Raw genomic sequence first — 19,741 nt, forward strand, 5'->3', positions numbered from 1 at the left:
CCGTGCCCACCGGCACTCACCCACCCGATGGGGGTCAGGTGTGTGAGTGCCGGTGGGATCCCCGACCGCCGTTCCGGACAAACCGCCTACGACTTCTGGTTTCCGATCATCGACGCGAGTACCGAGTGCAGGTCCTCGCCCGGCACCGGGCGCAGTGCCGGTGCGAGGCGGGCCGCGTCGTAGTGCCAGCGGTGGTCGAGGTCACGGTGGACCTCGTCGTCGAAGGTGGCGACGCTGTCACTGCCGAGCAGCGCCGCCAGCTCCGCGGTCAGGTCGGCCCAGGCCACGTGGCCGCTCACCGCATTGGCCACGCCATGGACGGGCGCGTCCAGACACGAGGTCACGGCGCGCGCCAGGGCCGCCGCGTGCACCCAGGGCGCCCCGTACCAGTCGTGGCCACCGGCACCGGGTGCGGGCAGGCTGACGGGTCCGCCCGCCAGGACCGCTTGGTACAGCACCCCGGTCGCACCCCAGCGCAGTTGGTCACGGAGCCGGTCGTGCGCTCCCCAGACGATGGGCGAGCGGACGGCGCTGGCACCGCCCCGCCCCTCGGTGCCCGCCGCGGCCAGCAGGAGGCGCTCGCAGTCGATTTTGGCCCGACCGTACGCGCTCAGCGGCTCCAGCGACGCCGATGCCTCCGCGACCCGGCCGCTCGCCGGCTGACCGTAGGCGTCCACGCTGCTGACGAAGACGAACGGCCCTCTGCGCCAGGCGCCGACCATGGCCTCCATCGCCGCCACGTCCACGTCGGGTCGTGTGAAGGTGGACGCGGCGTGGATCACGGCGTCCGCGCTCTCGACGGCGGCGCGCAGGCTGTCCAGGTCACCGAGATCGCCCTCGATCACCTCGACGCCGTCGCCGCCGACCAGGTGCGCGGACTCGGGCCGGGCCAGCGCGAGCACCGGCCTGCCCCGCGCCGCCAGTTCACGCAGCACGAACGCCCCGACGCCGCCCGTGCCGCCGGTCACCAGGACTGCGCCCTCGCGCACCCGGTGCGGTCGTGCGGCGGTGGTCGCCGTGGCAACGGCCTTGGCCCGCTCGGCCGCACGCGTGTCCAGGAGGGCCGCGATGGCCCGTGGCGTGCGGGTCTGCATGATGTCGAGGCCGACCAGCGGCAGGGTGAGCGCGGACCGCAGGCGCTCGGCGAGTTGGACGGCGGCCAGCGAGTGTCCGCCGAGTGCGAAGAAGTCGTCGTCCGGAGCGGGCCGCCGCTCGAGCAGACCCACGAACGCCTCCGTCACCGCGTCGAGGTGGGGGCTCTTCCGTACCGCGGGAGCCGGGGCCACGGGCAGCTTGGCCGTGTCCACGGCCCCGTCGGCCGTTCGCGGCATCTCGTCGAGCAGGGTGACGCCGGCCGGGACGAGTTCGCGTGCGAGCACACCGCGCAGGTGGGTACGGAGCTGGACGGGCGAGGGCCCACCGGTACGGCTCAGTACCGCATAGGCGAGCAGGGGGCCGCCCGCCGGGTCCGCCACGTATGCGTCGGCCACCTCCGGGTGGGCCAAGAGGGCTACCCGGGCCGGGTGTCCGGCGTCGGCCCGCGGCCGGGCGAGGCGGCCGGGAAGTGCGGAGAGCCGCAGTGCGGGGTCGGCGGCGACGGCCGTCAGCAGTTCGGCGAAGGACGCGCCGAGTTCCCGGCCCGTCTGCTCGTCGAGGGCGGCCCGCCCGTACTGGACCAGGCTCTCCGGGGCCTCCGAGTCGAGCAGGCCGAAGGTGAGGTCGAACTTGCCCTCCGAGACGCCGACGTCGACGGCTCGTGCCCGGAGTCCCGGCAGCCGCAACGCCGTCTGCTCGCCGATGACGTCCGAGGTGACGCGGACGAGGGCCGTCCCGTCATCTCCGCGGGCCGCGGCCCCGAGTCCCTCCAGGATCAGGTCGAACGGCACCTCGCGGTGTTGCCGGGCTTCCAGGAGCGCGTCGCGCACGCGCTCGACGAGGGTGCTGAACTCGGGGTCGCCGGACAGGTCGACGCGTATCGGAAGGGTGTTGACGCACAGGCCCACCAGGTGGCGCATCGCCCGGCCCTCGCGATGGGTGGCGGCGCAGCCGATGACGAGGTCCGGCTCGCCGGTGAGGCGGTGCAGTGCGGCGAACGCGGCGGCGAGGGTCACGGTGAACACCGTGGCCCGGCGCTCCCGGCCCAGCTCGCGCAGTGCGGGAAGGACCTTCTCGCCGAGGGCGGTGGCACGGATCGCCGCCGGGCGCGCGGCCACGCCGTCCGAGGGCACGGTCGGCCGGGGAAGCCGCGGTGGGGTGGCTCCGGAGAGGCGGCGCGTCCAGTGTGCGAGGCCATCGGTCAGCCGGGCCGCTTCGGTGTGCTCGCGCCGCGCGAAGTCCGCGTACTGCGGCGCCTCGGGCAGCGTGGGGGCGTGGCCGCCCACCACGGCCCCGTACAACGCGGAGAGTTCTTCGGCCACGATCTCCAACGAGGCACCGTCGATCGCGATGTGATGGAACGTCACCAGCACGGTGTGGTCCTCGGGACCGTGGCGCAGGACGAGCACGCGCGGGACCGTGCCGTGGGCCAGGTCGAACGGGCGGCGGGCCTCCTCGGCCAGGAGTTCACCGCCGTCGTCCGGGGCCTCGACCAGGTTCACCGCGACCGCGGAGGGGGCGGGCAGTACCTCCTGGTACGGCTCCTCGCCCTCGCGGCCGTATCGGGTGCGCAGGATCTCGTGACGGCTCACCAGCTCGGTGAGTGCGGCGCCCAGGGCGTCCAGATCGAGCGAACCGTCCAGTCGGGTCGCGAAGGGCACGCTGTACTGGGCACCGCTCTGCCCGAGCCGGTCCATCAGCCACATGCGGCGCTGGGCGTGGGTGAGCGGGGCGCGGGTGAGCAGGGCGTGCCCGGCCGGGCGGTGCGCCTCGGGCGCCGGGGCCGTGGAGCGGCCGACGGCACGGGAACGAGCCCTGCGCAGCAGCTCTTCCTGCAGGGCGGCGGAGGTGTCAGTGGCCATCGGTGTCCTCGTGCGCGTCGGGGTGCAGATCGGTGTGGGCGGCGAGCAGGGCGCGTTCGACCAGAGCGGCGTGTCCGGCCACCGTGGGCGCGGCGAAGAATTCGGCGAGCGTCAGCTCGACACCCAGTTCCTCGCGCAGGTCTTCGGCGACGACGAGGGCGAGCATCGAATGGCCGCCCAGGCCGATGAAGTCGGCGTCGGGTCGCATGACTTCGGAGCCGAGGGAGCGGCTCCACACCTCGGCGACGGCCTGCTGGAGCGGGGTCAGCGGCTCGGCCTCGCCGATGGTCTCGGCGGCCGTGGCGAGGTCCGTCAGGGCGCGGCGGTCGACCTTGCCGGAGGTGGTGAGCGGCAGCCGGTCGACGACGGTCAGCTCGTCCGGGACCAGGTGCGCGGGCAGGAGCGTGGCGAGCCGGGCCAGCAGGGCCTCGGCGCGGGGCACCCGCCCGGTGGCCGCCACCACGAAGGCGGCCAGGCGGGCGTCGTCGGCGGCTGCACGGCGCACGGTGACGGCCGCGTCGTCCACCTCCGGCTGCTCGCGCAGCACGTGTTCGATCTCTCCCGGTTCGATCCGGAAGCCGCGCACCTTGACCTGGTCGTCGGTGCGCCCGTGGAATTCGAGGACGCCGTCCGGGCGGGCGGAGGCGAGGTCGCCAGTGCGGTAGAGACGGCCGAGCGCCGGGTGGTCCAGGAAGCGTTCGGCGGTCAGCTCGGGCCGCCGGGTGTACCCGTGTGCCAAGCGGCTCCCGCCGATCCACAGTTCGCCGCGCACCCCGTCGTCGACGGGCATGTCCGTCTCGTCGAGGATGTGGGCCGTGGCGCCGGCCAGGGGGCGGCCGATGGGCACCGGCCCGTCGCAGTCGGCGTCACTGACGCGATGGGCGGTGGCGAAGGTGGTGGTCTCGGTCGGGCCGTAGCCGTTGACGAGTTCGACCCACGGGAAGGCGCGCAGCACGGCGCGCGCGTGCTGGGCGGCCATCGCCTCGCCTCCGACGATCACGGTGCGCAGCAGCGAGAAGACGCGGGAGCGGCGTACGGCGAGCTGGTGGAACAGAGCCGTGGTGAAGAACGCGACGGTGACGCCGTGCCGCTCCACCTCCTTGGCCAGGTCCTCGAACGAGGGCCGTTCGGTCGTGCACACCACGACGGCCGCGCCGTTGGCGAGCGCCGACCACACCTCGAACGTCGACCCGTCGAACGTCGCCGGGGAGTGCAGCAGCACCCGGTCGCGCGCGGTGACGGTCACGTAGTCCGGGTCGGTGACGAGTTCGGCGATGGCGCCGTGCCGGATCGCGACGCCCTTGGGGCGGCCGGTGGAGCCGGAGGTGAACATGACGAACGCGGTGTCGTCCCCTCCGGGGCCCTCTCCGTCCGTCTCCGCGCCGGCGACCTGTTCGTCACCGGGCAGGGCGAGGACGGCGCCGGCCGGTCGGGCCGCCTCCAGCAGTTTGCCGTCGCCGACGGTCAGGGTGGCGCCGGAGTCTTCGAGCATGGCCGCGGTTCGGGGCCGGGGGTGTGCCGGATCGAGCGGGACGCAGACGGCGCCGGCCCACCACAGGGCGAGCTGGGCGACGACGGTCCGGGCCGAGCGCGGCATGAGGAGCGCCACGGAGTCGCCGGGGCGTACGCCGTGGTCGTGGAGGTGGGTGGCGAGCCGGCGGGCGGCGGAGGCGAGCTGCGCGTACGTCAGGGTGGTGTCGCCGTCGGCCACCGCGAGGGCGTTCGGGGTGTTCTCGGCGTGCCGTGCCACCAGGGCGGGCAGGCCGGTCTGCGTCACGGTCACGGCGGTTTCCTTCCTGTCGTCGGAGAAGGCAGGCGAGGTCGTCATGTCAGGCCCCCGGGTTACGGGCGGCGGTGCGGCGCTTGCCGATCACTGCGGCGATCGCGCGCAGGTCGGGCTGGCGCAGCAACTCGGGTGCGCGCAGGCGGACCTGGGTCGCTCCCTCCAGCTTCTCCAGGAGCCGGGCCACGAGGATGGAGGTGCCTCCGGCGTCCGTGAAGTTGTCGTCCAGGGTGGTCTCGGGGCGGCCGAGCAGGTCGCGGACCGTGACGAGGACGAGCCGTTCGTCGGCGGTCGCGTCGTCGGGAACGGCGGCTTCGGCGGCGGTGCGTTCCAGTGCCTCTTCGGCCTGGTTGCGCAGGGCGGCGCGGTCCACCTTGCCGTTGGCGTCCAGGGGGAAGGCGTCCACGAGGTGCACCGTCGAGGGCACGGCCTGCTCGGGCAGCCAGGCCCGTACGGCGGCGAGGAGCTCGTCGGCGGCTGGCGTGGCCCCTGCGGAGGGGAGGACGTACGCCACGAGGCGGGCGCGGCCCTCGGCGTCGCGCGGGGCCGTCACCACGGCGCTGCGGACGGCCGTGTCGTGCTCGAACGCGGCCTCGACCTCGGCGGGTTCGATCCGCACGCCGCTGATCTTGACCTGGTCGTCCAGGCGGCCGAGGAACTCAATGCGGCCGTCCGCCAGCATGCGCACGCGGTCGCCTGTGCGGTACATGCGGTCCAGGTCCGGCAGTTCGGCGGGCGGGGCGGTGAAGCGGTCGGCGGTCAGCTCCGGATCGAGGTAGCCGAGAGCCAGACAGGTTCCGCCGATGCGCAGTTCGCCGTCCTCGCCACGGGCCAGGACGGTGCCGGCCGCGTCGGTGACGGCGACGGTAGCGCCCGCGATCGGGGTGCCGATGGGCGGTGCGGCGTCGCCGTGAACATCCGGGTCGCTCGCCCGCATCGCGTGGGTGGTGGTGATCACGGTCGCCTCGGCCGGGCCGTATGCGTTGTGGACCGTGGCGGTCACGTCCGGGCCGGGTCGGCGGCGCATCCGGTCTCCGCCGACCACGAGGTGACGGATTTCCAGCTCATGAGGCCAGGGCCGGTCCAGCAGCGGTTCGATCACGGGGGTGGCCGCGACGCTGACCGTGACCCCGGCGTCGCGCCACCAGTCGGTGAGAGCGGCCGGGCCCCAGCGGACCTCGTCGGGGGCGGGTATGAGCGCGGCGCCGGAGGTCAGGCCGCCCCACAGCTCCATCAGGTGCGGGTCGAAGGCGACGCCGATGAGCAGGGACTGGCGGTCGCCGGGGGCGAGCCCGGTCTCCGTGCGGTACCAGTCGAGGAGCGAGGCCAGGGCCGGTTCGGCGACGGCGACGGCCTTGGGGCGGCCGGTGGAGCCGGAGGTGAGCACGGCGTACAGGGAGCCGGGCAGCGCGGTGCGTGCGCCGGGCGCGAGCGGACCGAAGGCGGCCACGACCGAGGCGGTGGCGTTCGCCCCTTCACCGGGGAGCGGCAGCTCGAACTGCTGCACGGCGTTGTGCGACACCGGCAGAACCGTCGGATCGCCGATGAGACAGACGACGCCGAGGTCCTCGGTGACGGCGTTGATGCGGCGCTCACCCGGCCGCGGGCCGAGCGGCAGGTAGACCGCGCCGATCCGGTTCAGCGCGACCGCGGTGGCCACCAGGGCGGCCGACCGGTCCAGGCAGACCCCGACGAGGTCGCCGGGGCGGACCCGGCCGGCCAGCGCCTCGGCGACCGCGTCCGCCGCCTCGTCGAGCTGGGCGTAGGTCCAGCGGTGCTCCCCGTCGATCACCGCGGGGGCCTCGGGTGCGCTGCGCACCCACTCCTCGTAGCGCGCCAGCACTCCGGGCGCGGCGGGCCCGGCGAGAGGGGCACCGTGCAGGATGCTCGGCGCCGCCTCCGTGGGGGCCACGTCCTGTCGATTGATCATTTGTACGGTCATCACGACTCCTTCGGCGCGCTGAGGGCGGGGGCAGCCTGCGCGAGGGCGCGGGCCTGGTCGGTGAGGACCGGGTGCTGGAAGAGCAGGCGCATCGAGGGCCGCTCGCCCAGGCGTGGCTCCAGCCAGGCCGCCAGCTGCGCGGCGAGCAGCGAGTGGCCGCCGACGTGGAAGAAGTGCGAGCCCTCTTCGAAGCGGTCGTGTCCGAGCGCCTCGCGCCAGCCCTCCGCGAGCAGCACGACGGCCGGGTCGTCCGACCGCGCGGGGTCGGTCAGCGCCGCGGCGTCCCCGGCCGGGGACGCCGCGGCCGCCGGGGCCTGCTCGGCGGCCATGCGGGCGAGGGCGGCCCGGTTCGGCTTGCCCCCGGGCAGTGTCGGCATGGTGTCGAGGAGGACCCAGCTGCCGGGCACCAGCGCGCCGGGGAGGCGGGTGCTCAGCTCGGCGTGCAGCACCCGCTCGTCCCACTCCCCGGCCTCGTCGGCACGCTCGCGGAACGCGACCAGGCGGGGGCCGCCACTGGCCTCCTTGTCGAGGACGACGGCGCAGGACCGGCCACCGAGCACGGCGGAGGCGGCGGCCTCGACCTCTTCGAGTTCGATGCGGTAGCCGCGCAGCTTGATCTGGTTGTCGCGGCGGCCCAGGAAGCGCAGCAGTCCGTCCTCGCCGCGGTAGCCGAGGTCGCCGGTGAGGTAGACGCGTTCGCCGCCGAGGGCCGGGGCGCTGACGAAGCGGGCGGCGGTGACCTCGGCGTTGCCGACGTAGCCCTCGGCCAGGCCGGCCCCGGCGATGGCGAGTTCGCCGACCGCGCCGGTGGGCAGCGGGCGCAGTCCCTCGTCCAGGACGTGGATCCGCTGGCCGGGCAGCTCGCCGCCGAGCGGGATCTCGGCGCCGTCGACCAGGCTGTCGCGGGTGATCTCGTGCACCGTGGAACTGATGGCCGCCTCGGTTACGCCGTACACGTTGAGCACGGAGAACGGCGTGGCCCCGTCGGTGGCGTCGAAGAAGGCGCGCAGCACGTCGGAGGGGATGCGCTCGCCGCCGAGGACGATCAGGCGCGGCGCCCAGCGGCCCTGGCTGATGACGGGGAGTAGCTCTTCGCGGGTGGCGAGGAAGTAGCTGGTGGGCAGGTTGGCCACGGTGATGCGCGCGGAGGCGAGGAACTGCGCCAGCTCGCCGCCGGTCGGCACGTCCTGCTCGGGGACGACGAGGCAGGCGCCCGCGTACAGCGAGGGCAGCACCTCTTCGAGGGCGACGTCGAACGACGGCTGGGCGAACAGGAGCACCTGGTCACCTGTCCCGAGGCCGAACCGCTCCGCGGCGCCGGTGAGGTGGTTGACCAGGGCCTCGCGCCCGACGGCCACCGCCTTGGGTATGCCGGTCGAGCCGGAGGTGTGGATGATGTAGGCCGTGTTCGGCACGACGTCCGCCGGCCTGGCCGTGGGCAGGTTCGCGGCGCCGACGTGGGCGCTCGGCATGCCGTCGGGGATGTGGACCGGGCTGTCTTCGGCGGTCAGGACGAGCGCGGGAGCCAGTCGGCCGAGCAGCAGTTCGAGGCGGGCGGCCGGGTCGGACGGGGACAGCGGACAGTACACCGCTCCGGTCCGAAGACAGGCGAGGAGCGTGACCACCGAGTCGATGCCGCGCGGCAGCACGACGGCGACGGGCTGGCCGGCGGTGACTCCGGCGGCCAGCATCCGCTCGGCGAGCGAGGAGACCCGGGCGTCGAGGTCGCCGTAGGTGAGACGGCGGGCCCCGCTCAGGAGGGCGGGCAGCGACGGGTCCTGGCCGGCGACCGGGTCGAGCGGGTCGAGCGGGTCACGGTCCGGCGCCACGGCGATGGCGGCAGGCGCCGCCTGCGGCGCCGCGGGGAGGGCGAGTGAACCGAGGTCGGTCTCCGGCGCGTCCAGGTAGGCGCGCAGCAGGTCGAGGAAGCGTTCGGAGAGGAGCTTCGCCACGTCCTCTCCGAACAGGTCGGCGTCGTAGTCCCAGACGAGGGTCATGCCCGGCGCGCCGTGCCGCAGGCTCACCCCGCGCCGGTCGTCGGGGAGCAGCACCACGTCGAGGTCGAAGCGGGTGGTGCCGGTGTTGAACCCCTCGAACAGGGTGATCTCCAGGCCCGGCACGTCCAGTTCGGGAAGCGGCGCATCGTGCGCACTGAACATGACGCTGAACAGCGGGTTGTCGGCCCCGGAGGTGTGCAGGCCGAGTGCCCTGGTCAGCTCCTGGACCGGCACCTCCTGGTGCGACAAGGCACGGATGAGGGTGTCGGTCACCTCGTCCATGGTGTCCTCGGCCGGGGCGGCCGCGTCCAGGGTGAGTCGCAGCGGGATGGTGTTGACGAACATGCCGACGGCGTCCTCGAAGCCGCGCGGCCGGTTGCCGACGGCGGTGCCCACCACCATCTGGCTGCGACCGCTGTGGCGTCGCAGCAGTTCCGCGAAGAGGCCGAGCAGGGTGGCGAACGGGGTCAGCCCGCGCTCCCGGGTGTGGGCGCGCAGTCGCTCGGCGAGGTCCGCGCCGATCGACTGGCGCAATTGGCCGCCGTGGTGGCGGCGGCGCGCGCCGGGTCGGGTGAGGCCGGGCAGCGGCATGTCGTACGAGGCGTCCCGCAGCGTCTCGGACCAGTACGCCAGGCCGGCGGCGAGCTCCTCCCCCGGTACGCCCTCGGCTCGGGCACGCACGTGGTCGGCGTACGAGCTGGGAGTGCCCAACTCGAGCTCCTCGCCAAGCACGTGGGAACGGTAGACGCTGAACACGTCGCCCAGCAGGATCGCGAACGAGTGCCCGTCGTGGATCAGGTGGTGTTCCACGTGGATGAGCCGGTGCTGGTCCTCGGCGAGCCTGACGAGGGTCCAGCGCAGCAGCGGCGCCTCGAAGGTGTCCAGGGGGGTCTCCGCCTCGGTACGCAGCAGCTCCTCGAAGGCGGCCTCGGGGTCGGCTTCGTGGGAGATGTCCACGGTGCGCAGCCGTGGCGGGCAGACGTCGGCCACCCGCTGACCCGGCATCGCACCGGCCACGGGCACGAGTTCGAGCCGCAGGCCGGTGTGGCGGGCGAGCGTGGCGGTGAGGCCGCTGCGCAGCGCGTCGACGTCGAGGGTGCCCCAGAGGTCGAGGGAGGCGGTGAAGTTGTAGGCACGACTGCCCGGCTGCACTTCTTCGTGCAGCCAGACGATCTCCTGCGAGGAGGAGAGGGGGAGCATGGGCGATCCCTTGGGTTGGCGGGTCGGTTGGTGCGGCACACGGTCGTGCGCCCGCACGGCGGGGCGCCGGCCGGTCCGCGGATCGCGCGGCACGGCCGGATTCTGGGGGTTCGGTTCGCAGGGGACGCAGCCGTACGGCCGCGTCTGCGGGGCACTACCGCGTCGGCTCGGCGGGCAGCGCGCGGCACAGGGCCGCGAAGGCGTCCTCGGCCGCGTCGTCGGTGAGGACCGTGCGGTCCCACACCATGCGGAGGTGGAGTTCGGGTCCCTGAGTGGCGGACACCGCGAACGGGGCACGGACCTGTCGGCCGCCGACGTGAACCTCGCGGCCGGTGGTCGCGCCGAGCCGGAGGGGATCGCGGCTGCGGGCGTCGTCCACGGTGAGCAGGCCGTCCAGCCTGCCGGACCAGGCGGAGCCGCCCGCGCGGGCCGCCCGTACCACCTCGTCGAACGGGGTGTCGGCACGGTCCAGGTCGTCCCACCAGCCGGCGGCCGTGGCTTCCGGTGACGTGGCGCTGCCGGTGTCGGCAGGGTGGACGACGGTGTTGAGGAAGCAGCCGAGCACCGGGGCCGCGCCGGCCGGGCGGCCGCCCCACGGGTAGCCGATGGGAGGCACCGGCCCCGTGCCGTACAGCACGGTGGCCGCCGCCCGGCAGGCGTCGAGCAGCGCCGGGAAGGGCACGCCGCCGGCGGGTGCCGGGGCCTTCCACTCGGCCGCGCCGCTGGGGAGTCCGGCGGGTATGGGGCGCGTACCGGGCAGCGGGGCCTGCTCGTGAACCGTGCGCAGCCGTTCTCCCCAGTACGCGAGTGCCCGGGGGGAGGCGGCGCGGTCCTCGGAGTCGAGCTGGCGCAGGACGACGTCCCGGTAGGCGGCGAGTTCGGCGGCGGCCTCGGCGGGCGACAGGTCGTCGGGGCCGAGGCGGTCGCGGTAGGCGGCGCCGAGTTCCCCGACGATGCGGGCGAGGGACTGGCCGTCGCAGGCGGTGTGGTCCAGGACGACCGCGAGGATTTCCTCCTCGGGGTACGAGGCGTCGTGGGCGAGGAACAGCCGCAGCGGCGGGCCCTGTGCGGCCCAGTCCTCGAGCGTACGGCGCAGTGCGTCCTCGGCGCTCTCGCCGGGCGCGCCGTCCACGTGGTCCAGCGGTACGTCGGCCGGTTCCGGTCGCAGCACGGGCGTTCCACGTACGACGCACGGCCGGGAGCGCAGGACGGGGTGGCGGGCGGCCAGGTGGTTGGCGGCTGCACGCAGCCGTGCCGGTTCGACGGTGCCGCGCGGGAACGCGAAGAACATCGGGACGATGTCCGCCTTGCCGGCGGGATCGAGGGAGCGTACGAGCAGGAAGCGCCGCTGGGCCCCGGTGGCGGGCAGCAGCGCGAAGTCCGGGTCACCCGCGCCGAGGCGCTGGTAGCGGGCCAGATACTGGCCGGTGATGCTGGGGAGCACGTGGTCCTCTCTCGGGAAGACAGTCTCGGCGCGATGGGCGTGAACGCGCCTACAGCACGCCGGAGTTGTCGGGAGCTACGGCGGGCGCCAGGGGTCAGGAGACGGGGACGGACTCGTCGCGATCGGACGCGGCGTCCTGCTGGTCGTCACCCTCGGAGTGGACGCCCTCGGGGAGTTCGCGCATCCGGCGCAGCGGGGAGAGCAGCAGCGGCAGGGGCACGGCGAGGAAGCCGATGGCGCAGATCCACAGCGCGGCACGGGCCCCGGACGCCTCGGCGACGGCGCCGCCGACGAGCGCGCCGATCGGCAGGGTGCCCCACATCAGGAAACGCAGCGTGGCGTTCATTCGCCCCAGCAGGCGGGGCGGGCACAGACTCTGGCGGAAGCTCACCTGGGCGACGTTGTACACGACGGCACCGAAGAAGACGGCGGCGGAGGCGAGGGCGAAGAGCGCGGCGGCGGCGCCCTTGCCGGAGAGCGGCCAGAGCAGCGCGAACGGCCCGGTGGCCAGGGCGGACAGCCAGATGATGCGTGCCTGCCCGAACCGGCGGGCCAGCCGGCCCGCGCAGAGCGCGCCGGCGAGTCCGCCGACGGCGGAGGCCGAGAGCATCACGCCGACCGCGGTGGGCACCAGACCGAGGACCCTCACCAGGAACACGGTCTGTGTGGCCATCAGCATGGCGGTGAAGAAGTTGCCGAGACCGGTGGTGACCGCGATGACGCGCAGCAGCGGGTGACCGAGGACGAAGCGCAGCCCTTCGCCCACCTCCTTGCGCAACGATGCGCCGGGAACGGGTTCGGGCGTGCTCTCAGGGCGGCGGATGGCCAGGAGGAACAGGGCGGAGACGGCGTAGCCGATGGCGTCGACCAGGATCGCCAGATGCGCCCCGACGAGCTGAACGAGTCCGCCTCCGAGGCCGGGGCCGGTCACCTGCGCCGAGGAACGCACCGTCTCCAGGGCCCCGTTGCCCTGCACCAGGTGCTCCCTGGGCAGGAGCCGGGGCAGATAGCTCTGGTGGGCCACGTCGAAGAAGACGGTGGCGACGCCCACCACCAGGGCGACGACGTACAGCTGCGCCATGGTCAGGATGCCCGCCACTCCGGCAAGCGGGACGCTGGCCATGGCCAGGGAGCGCACGACGTTGGCGCGGACCATCAGCGACAGCTTGCGCATCCGGTCGACCCAGGCTCCCGCGGGCAGCCCGATCAGCAGGAACGCGGCGGTCTCGGCCGCGGTGAGCAGTCCCACTTGGAAGGCGGGAGCCTTGAGTTCGAGCACGGCCACCAGAGGCAGTGCGACGAGCGTGACCTGGGCACCCACCTGCCCGGCCGCGGCTCCGGCGAGCAGGAAGCGGAAATCACGCACACGGAACAGACCGCCGGAAGCGGCCTGGGACGAAGGGGACATGCGCCAGACCTTCACCGCAGACCGATCAGGAGTCAAAGCAAACAGGTCACTTTCGGTCGTTGTTGCGCCATCGCGGCAGTGGATCAAGAGAATTGAAGGTCATATCACGGCAACGGCCGCATGAATAGCTCTCTTTGGCGCCTACAGGCGAAGAACTTACATCGCGGTGGAGCCAGCCCATCCCAAGGGACGACGCCTCCGGGGACCGATGACTACAGGTATGTCCGAAACTCACCATCCCTACACATTCACAAGCAACCTCGGGCACGCCAATGCAGTCAGGGGACCCGGCACCGCACCCGGCACCAGCGAGTGGACGACGCGCGAGCCGCCGAAGGACCGGACCAGTCGCGGACCAGGCCCGGCTCACCGGGCGGGTTGCACGCCCTGGCTGATGCGGTCTCGCGGACTCGGTCGCGGACGGTCGAGGTACGCGTCAGCTGACCCGTAGACCGACCGCCAGCGTCAGCTCGAGGACCCGGTGTGGCGATGCGAGGTCCGGAAACAGCTCCCGCAGCTGCGACATCCGGTACCGGACGGTCTGGGGATGGACGAACAACGCCGCCGCCACCTCGTCCCGCCTGCCCTGGTGCAGCAGCCACGCCCGCAACGTCTCCTCCAGCCGCCGTGCGGTCGTGACGGGCAAGGTCCGCAACGGTGCGAGGGCTCGGGCCCGCAGGTCTGCGAACGCGTCCACGTCGGCGCTCAGCACCAGCTCGGGCAGGTGCTCCTCGGTGTCGCGGATATCGGAGGAGAGGGAGCGCGCGCGTGCGGCTCGTGCGTACGAGGCGGATGCACGAGTCCATGGCCGGGCCGGGCCGACCACGGCGGTGCGCTCGGTTAGCTGCCGCAAGAGATGTGACCGGTCGGCATCGGGGACGAGCAGCACACCGAAGGCGTCCGGCAGATCGTCGAGGACGAGGGTGCTCGGGTCGAGCGCGCGGTAGGCAGGCCGGGCCTGGGCGGCGGGCAGCAAGACGGCGGTCAGCGAAACCGGAGGCTGCCACCTGGCCCGTTGAACAGAGGCCAGCAGCACGTCCGGGCTCGCGCCGGCGAGGAGGTCGCGGGCCAGGTGTTCCAGGTGGCGCTCGTGGTCCCGGCCCCGGGCGGCCAGTTCGTCGGCGTGGCCCGCGGCGCTCGCGGCGGAGAGCTCGTCGATGTAGGCGAAGGTCAGCTCGGCGAACTTGGCGACCTCGGCGGCAGGCAGACCTGCGGGTACGGCACCCGCTGCCAGGCATCGCCAAGCCACGCGGGCGCCGACGCGGTAGGCGCTGAGCAGGGCATCCATCGAACGCCCGTCGCGCACCTCGCCGCGGCCCAGCTCGTAGGCTGCGTCACCGGCGTCGCCGCCTGTGGCGTTCCCGCTCGCGAGGTCCAGGTAGTGCCCCAGGGCGGTGCGGACCGCTCGGCGGATGGTGACGCCCATGCGGCCGGAAAGGGCGTTGGCGTAGGGAGGGACCTCGTCGATGATCGCCTGGACGACCTCGTCGGCGGTGGTCTTCAGCGCGGCCCTAAGTGCGGTGACCGTTGTCTGATCCAGGGCCAGTTCGGTGACTCTCCGTATTGGATGGCTCATGTTTTATTCCCTGCGAACAATTCGGCCGGCCAAATTTACGTCTTGCGGTCAGGACTTTACGCCTTGAGGCGCATCAAGCTGGGGTCATGACGAGTACAACCCTCCGCAGTAGTGCGTGGAAACTGCTGGAGATGATCACGACGCCGCTGTTGCCGTCGGACTACCTCGACCTGGTCAGCCCGCTGCGTGCGGGCGCTGACCTGCGTGGGCGCATCGAGGCCGTGCACCCCGAGACGGGGGACGCCGCGACCATCGTGATCAGGCCGGGACGGGGCTGGCGCGGCCACACGGCCGGTCAGTACGTGCGGATCGGGGTCGACGTGGACGGGGTGCGCCTGTGGCGCGCCTACTCCATCACCTCACCGACGAACCGCCGGGACGGCCTCGTCACGATCACCGTGAAGGCGATCCCGGACGGCAAGGCCAGCAACCACCTGGTCCGCAGTGCGAAACCGGGCACGCTGATCCAGCTCGACCAGCCGACCGGTGACTTCGTGCTGCCGCAGCCCAAGCCCGCCAAGGTGCTCTACCTGACGGCCGGCAGCGGCATCACGCCTGTGATGGGCATGCTGCGCGACATCGAGTTCGACGACGTCGTCATGGTCCACAGCGCGCCACGGCCGCAAGACGTGATCTTCCGCAGCGAGCTGCACGACCTGGTCGCGGACAAGAAGCTGCGGCTCATCGAGGTGCACACCGACACGGACGGCATGCTCGACATCGCCCGTCTCGACGAACTCGTGCCCGACTGGGCCGAGCGCGAGACCTGGGCCTGCGGGCCCGCGGGCCTGCTCGACGCCGCCGAAGAGCACTGGACCGAGCACGGCGTACAAGAGCGCCTGCACACCGAACGCTTCCGCGCCGGCATCGTCGTCGCCGGTGATGGCGGGGAGGTCACGTTCAGCGCCACCGGCAAGACCGTCGACGCGGACGGCGCCACGCCGTTGCTGGACGTCGGCGAGGAGGCCGGCGTGCTCATGCCGTCCGGGTGCCGTATGGGCATCTGCTTCGGCTGCGTCACGCCGCTCAAGGCGGGCGCCGTCCGCGACCTGCGCACCGGGGAGATCACCGAGGCCGAGCCGGGCGTCCTCATCCAGACCTGCGTGTCCGCCGCGGCGGGCCCTTGCGACATCGAACGGTAGGAGCACCTTGACCGCCATCGACCCCACCGCCCACCTGACCGCGGAGCAGATCGAGGAGCTCGGCCGCGAGCTGGACGCGATCCGCGATGAGGTGATCGCCAGCCGAGGTGAGAAGGACGCCGGCTACATCCGCAAGGTCATCTCGGCGCAGCGCAAGCTCGAGCTGGTCAGCCGGGGTGTGCTGCTGTTCTCGATCTTCCCGCCCGCGTGGCTGATCGGCACCGCCGGTCTGTCCGTGGCGAAGATCATGGACAACATGGAGATCGGCCACAACATCCTGCACGGCCAGTGGGACTGGATGCGAGACCCGAAGATTCACTCCACCACCTGGGAGTGGGACCACGTCTCGCCGTCCGACCAGTGGAAGCACTCGCACAACGAGCTGCACCACACCTACACCAACGTGATCGGCAAGGACAACGACCTCGGCTACGGCATCATGCGCGTCGACGAGGACCAGAGGTGGCACCCGTTCCACCTAGGCCAGCCGCTGTGGAACTTCCTCAACGCCTGCTTCTTCGAGTACGGCATCGCGGCGTACGACCTGGAGCTCGGCAAGAACCTGCACAAGCGCCGCCGCAAGAACCCGGAGTTCCGTGCGCGGGCCAAGGCCGTGGGCCGCAAGATCCGCAAGCAGGTGCTCAAGGACTACGTGATCCACCCGCTGCTGTCGGGCCCCTCGTTCCTCCCCACGCTCGCCGCCACCTTCACCGCGAACCTGGTCCGCAACATCTGGACCCATTCGGTGATCATGTGCGGGCACTTCCCCGAGGGCGTGCAGGTCTTCGAGCGCCGGTCGATCAAGGGCGAGACGCGCGGCCAGTGGTACCTGCGCCAGATGATGGGCTCGGCGAACATCAGCGGCAGCAGGGCCATGCACTTCATGACCGGCAACCTGTCGCACCAGATCGAGCACCACCTGTTCCCGGACCTGCCGAGCAACCGGTACGCCGAGGTCGCGGTGAAGGTGCGCGCGCTGTTCGAGAAGTACGAGCTGGAGTACGTCACCGGGCCGCTCCCCAAGCAGGTGTTCTCCGCGTGGCACAAGGTCTTCCGGCTCTCGCTGCCGAACAAGAAGCCCAAGGTCAAAACGCCGGACCGCGAGCAGGAGCTCGTCGCTGCCTGATTCCCGGTAGGGGTAGCCGTGGGCGGTGGCGCCTGCTGCTGCGGACGGATCGAGGGCAAGTTCACGCTGCGGGTTTCGGGGCTCCTCGGCCCGATCGTCGGCCGGGCCGAACGACGTCTGGAGCTCGTACCCACGGCACCGACACGCACGCGAACCAGTACCGGCCATGCTCAGCGCACGTCCGGCGGCCGACACCCCCGTCAGCGACGCGGGGTGGGCAACGGCAGGGCGAACCAAACGGCCTTGCCCTCCGCCGTCGGGAGGGTGCCCCAGGAGCTGGCGAGGGAGTCGACGAGGAGCAGGCCTCGGCCCGATTCCGCTTCCGGGGCGGCAAAGCGGGCTTGGGGAAGCACCGGGCTCCCGTCGCAGACCTCTACCCCCAGCTCCCGTCCGGCCTGCCGCAGCCGGAGCCGGAGCGGGCCACGGCCGTGGCGCACCGCGTTGGAAAGGAGCTCGGAGACCAGCAGACAGGCCGTCTCTCGCAGCTGTTCGTCGTCCTTGCCCCACGCGGCCAGGGTGGATCTCAGGAACCGGCGGCCTTCACCCACGCTCTTCGGATCGGCGTCCAGGACCACGGTCCGCGAAGTGGCCGGGATCTCCGGGATACGCACGATCAGGAGGGTAACGTCGTCCGAATTGTCGTCTACGTCCGGAAGAAGCTCACTCAGCAGCAGGTCGGCTGCCGCTTCCAGGCATCCTGTCGTCGCGAGGCCCTTCTCCAGCACAGCGGCGAGCCCGTCGACCTGCCCTTCGATGTCGCTGCCCGGGGTCTCCACGAGCCCGTCCGTGTACAGCGCCAGCACCGATCCGGGTGCGACTCTGTGCCGGCTCTCGTGGTGGGGTACCTCGCCGACCCCGAGCGGGACGCTCACGTCCGCCGGGAGCCGGGTCACCTCTCCCCCGGGACCGGCCAGCAGGACGGGCAGGTGTCCGGCCGAACAGACGGTGACCTCGGCCGCGTCGGCGTCGACGACGAGGTAGCAACAGGTGACGAACTGGTCCGGGAGTTCGCTCACCACGGCGTCGAGGGCGCGCATCAGCTGCCAGGGCGGCATCCCGGTCTTGGCCAGGGCGTGGGAGGCGGATCGCAGCTGCCCCATGACAGCGGCGGCATCCAGGCCGCGCCCCATCACATCGCCGATCATGACTCCGACACGGCCACCCCCCAGAGGGATCAGGTCGAACCAGTCGCCACCCACCCCGGCGCCCTGCCGGGCCGGGAAGTAGCGGCTGGCCGTCGGCATCCCCGGCACGTCGGGCGGCGAGCCCATGAGACTGCGCTGGAGGGTGAGGGCGACATGACGCTGCTGCTCGTAGAGCCGGGCGAGCGTCTCCTCGGCGGCCTTGCGTTCGGTGACGTCACGAATGGCCGCGGAGACAAGGGTACCGTCAGGGGTCTCCAGGGGGCTGAGACTGATCTCGACCGGGAACTCGCCCCCGTCCCGGCGCAGCCCGTGCAGCTCCAGGCCCGCGCCCATGGGCCTGACCTGCCGGTTGACGAAGTAGCCCTCCCGGAAGTCGGCGTGACCGCCGCGGAACCGGTGGGGTACGAGGACCTCGACGGCCCGCCCCAGCAGGTCCTCGCGGGCATATCCGAAGAGCGCCTCGGTCTGGGCATTGACCAGCTGGATGGTGCCCCTCTCGTCGACGATCACCATCGCGTCGGGCGCCGACTCCAGCAAGGCCCGGAAGCGCGCGTCGGCGGCCCTGCGCTCGCTGACGTCCCGTACGGCCGCCGAAATCAGCAGGCCTACAGGAGTCTCCAGCGGGCTCAGGCTGATCTCCACGGGGAACTCGCGCCCGTCCCGGCGCAGCCCGTACAGTTCCAGACCCGCTCCCATCGGGCGCACCTGGCGGCTGGCCGCGTAGCCGATCCGATGGCCGGGGTGCTGGCCGCGGAAGCGCTCGGGCACCAGGACGTCGATGGAGTGCCCCAGGAGTTCCTCGCGCGGGTAGCCGAACAGGGCTTCGGTCTGAGCGTTCACCAGACGGATCACCCCGGCGTCGTCCACGATGACCATCGCGTCCGGTGCCGCTTCCAGCAGAGCCCTGAAGGGCTCTTCGGTCGTCGCTGCCATGCTGCCTCGCACTCGCCGGATCCCACAGAAGGGAACATCCGACCACGCGGCCGAAAACCGCACCCCTGATTGACCGGGATCCATCCACAATTGACCGGCTGTGAGCGCGCCCGCACGGCCGAACGGGACTGAGGGATGCCCCACAGGAGGTCAACCTCCCGAAGGGCACGGGCCTCTTCCACGCCCGGGGACGGGCTCAAGGACGCGGTTCCGTCGAGGAACGGTCCTGCCTCACATCCGTTGGTATGCGTCGTCGCGCAGTGACTGGGCATCGGTTCTGACCACGCCGGAAGGCCCGGACAGCTGTGGATCTGGATCGACGTCGCAGCGCGTGCTCCGGACACACTTCCAGGGCGGCTGCGGTACCGACGGGATTTGAACCCGCGGACAGATGGGGGCAGGCCCGCCCCGTCTCCGTCAGTCGCCGTGAACGGGACCTCGCCCACGGCGATCGCAATGGACCGCTCTGCCACGGCACCGCAGCCTGCGGGAATGCGCGCCGTCCCGCTCCGGCTCAACGTAGAGGATCGCCCTCTACGCAGCGAGCGTTTATCGAGCACCGGCAACCACTGCACCAGGACCACAGGAGCAGTCGGAGCCATTCGGCCATGTCTCGCCGTTGTCCGGCTCGCACCAATTCCTCGGCGGTGCCCTCGGTCAGTCCGGCCCTGATTCCATCCTCAGGCAGCTGCCATGACTCTGCGTCAGCGGGAGAGTGGAAGTACCGGCGGGCAAGGAACCCACACTGGACACTCGTGACCAGGCGCAATGTTGCGAGCGTCAACATCACTATCGCGGGGCCAGGTCACCGAAACTTCTCAGCGTCTGCACCGATCACGCCGGACCGTCGCGGAGCAGGTGGAACACCTGACGACGCCGTACCGAAGCCGCACCCAGGCGATCGGACCGGCCGTCGCCGACAGGGCCGGCGCCCGGCTCGCCAGCTACCTGCCGGTACGTGCGAGCCGGGCCGCGCTGCGGGCACAAAGACGCCGAGACCGCCTGTCCGAGCCCGTCCAGGAGCCGTCGGATCCCGGGGCTGATTCGTTTCAAGCCTTACCTGCAACAACGCCTCCGCGGCGTCGCGT

General features: G+C 72.2%; 10 protein-coding genes and 1 tRNA gene. 2 read left to right on the forward strand and 9 right to left on the reverse strand.

From position 1 onward, the window contains the following. Window positions 1-86: 86 nt before the first annotated feature. The 7 genes from ACFYZ4_RS02835 to ACFYZ4_RS02865 all read right to left on the reverse strand — a co-directional run bounded on the left by ACFYZ4_RS02835 (window position 87) and on the right by ACFYZ4_RS02865 (window position 14,307). Window positions 87-2,957, reverse strand: a complete 2,871-nt coding sequence (locus ACFYZ4_RS02835; RefSeq protein WP_390782797.1) for a condensation domain-containing protein — start codon at window positions 2,955-2,957, stop codon at window positions 87-89. Further along, window positions 2,947-4,740 (reverse strand): amino acid adenylation domain-containing protein, encoded by a 1,794-nt coding sequence (locus ACFYZ4_RS02840; protein ID WP_390782798.1) that lies wholly within the window; start codon window positions 4,738-4,740, stop codon window positions 2,947-2,949. The genes ACFYZ4_RS02835 and ACFYZ4_RS02840 overlap by 11 nt, the downstream gene beginning before the upstream one ends. A 46-nt stretch (window positions 4,741-4,786) precedes the next feature. Then, window positions 4,787-6,682, reverse strand: a complete 1,896-nt coding sequence (locus ACFYZ4_RS02845; protein ID WP_390782799.1) for a non-ribosomal peptide synthetase — start codon at window positions 6,680-6,682, stop codon at window positions 4,787-4,789. Further along, window positions 6,682-9,879: an amino acid adenylation domain-containing protein gene (locus ACFYZ4_RS02850; protein ID WP_390782800.1), complete on the reverse strand. Its 3,198-nt coding sequence runs from the start codon at window positions 9,877-9,879 to the stop codon at window positions 6,682-6,684. The genes ACFYZ4_RS02845 and ACFYZ4_RS02850 overlap by 1 nt, the downstream gene beginning before the upstream one ends. A 154-nt stretch (window positions 9,880-10,033) precedes the next feature. Beyond that, window positions 10,034-11,323: a condensation domain-containing protein gene (locus tag ACFYZ4_RS02855; protein ID WP_351301290.1), complete on the reverse strand. Its 1,290-nt coding sequence runs from the start codon at window positions 11,321-11,323 to the stop codon at window positions 10,034-10,036. 94 nt (window positions 11,324-11,417) lie between these two features. Then, window positions 11,418-12,731, reverse strand: a complete 1,314-nt coding sequence (locus ACFYZ4_RS02860; protein ID WP_390782801.1) for an MFS transporter — start codon at window positions 12,729-12,731, stop codon at window positions 11,418-11,420. A 436-nt stretch (window positions 12,732-13,167) separates the two neighbouring features. Further along, window positions 13,168-14,307 carry a helix-turn-helix domain-containing protein gene (locus ACFYZ4_RS02865; protein ID WP_351301284.1) on the reverse strand — a complete coding sequence of 380 codons (1,140 nt, stop codon included), beginning with the start codon at window positions 14,305-14,307 and terminating at the stop codon, window positions 13,168-13,170. An 86-nt stretch (window positions 14,308-14,393) separates the two neighbouring features. On the opposite strand from ACFYZ4_RS02865, the gene ACFYZ4_RS02870 reads away from it, so the two are divergent. Then, on the forward strand, window positions 14,394-15,449 hold the full coding sequence (locus ACFYZ4_RS02870; protein ID WP_390782802.1) for a ferredoxin reductase: 1,056 nt from the start codon (window positions 14,394-14,396) through the stop codon (window positions 15,447-15,449). Window positions 15,450-15,456: 7 nt separating this feature from the next. After that, window positions 15,457-16,575, forward strand: coding sequence for a fatty acid desaturase family protein (locus ACFYZ4_RS02875; protein ID WP_390782803.1), 1,119 nt, complete (start codon window positions 15,457-15,459; stop codon window positions 16,573-16,575). Between the two features lie 200 nt (window positions 16,576-16,775). On the opposite strand, the gene ACFYZ4_RS02880 is transcribed toward ACFYZ4_RS02875, so the two are convergent. Together ACFYZ4_RS02880 and ACFYZ4_RS02885 are read right to left on the reverse strand one after the other, a co-directional pair. Beyond that, window positions 16,776-18,653, reverse strand: coding sequence for a PAS domain S-box protein (locus ACFYZ4_RS02880; RefSeq protein ID WP_390782804.1), 1,878 nt, complete (start codon window positions 18,651-18,653; stop codon window positions 16,776-16,778). Between the two features lie 360 nt (window positions 18,654-19,013). Then, window positions 19,014-19,132 (reverse strand) — tRNA-Arg (locus tag ACFYZ4_RS02885). Window positions 19,133-19,741: the final 609 nt, after the last annotated feature.

The sequence above is a fragment of the Streptomyces sp. NPDC001513 genome (genome assembly GCF_042894695.1).
GTDB lineage: Bacteria > Actinomycetota > Actinomycetes > Streptomycetales > Streptomycetaceae > Streptomyces.

Bases quoted from the DNA above. Each gene is read 5' to 3' on its own strand.
- ACFYZ4_RS02835 (WP_390782797.1), bottom strand. From the start codon at position 2,957: ATGGCCACTGACACCTCCGCCGCCCTGCAGGAAGAGCTGCTGCGCAGG.
- ACFYZ4_RS02870 (WP_390782802.1), top strand. From the start codon at position 14,394: ATGACGAGTACAACCCTCCGCAGTAGTGCGTGGAAACTGCTGGAGATG.
- ACFYZ4_RS02860 (WP_390782801.1), bottom strand. From the start codon at position 12,731: ATGTCCCCTTCGTCCCAGGCCGCTTCCGGCGGTCTGTTCCGTGTGCGT.
- ACFYZ4_RS02850 (WP_390782800.1), bottom strand. From the start codon at position 9,879: ATGCTCCCCCTCTCCTCCTCGCAGGAGATCGTCTGGCTGCACGAAGAA.
- ACFYZ4_RS02865 (WP_351301284.1), bottom strand. From the start codon at position 14,307: ATGAGCCATCCAATACGGAGAGTCACCGAACTGGCCCTGGATCAGACA.
- ACFYZ4_RS02845 (WP_390782799.1), bottom strand. From the start codon at position 6,682: ATGACCGTACAAATGATCAATCGACAGGACGTGGCCCCCACGGAGGCG.
- ACFYZ4_RS02880 (WP_390782804.1), bottom strand. From the start codon at position 18,653: ATGGCAGCGACGACCGAAGAGCCCTTCAGGGCTCTGCTGGAAGCGGCA.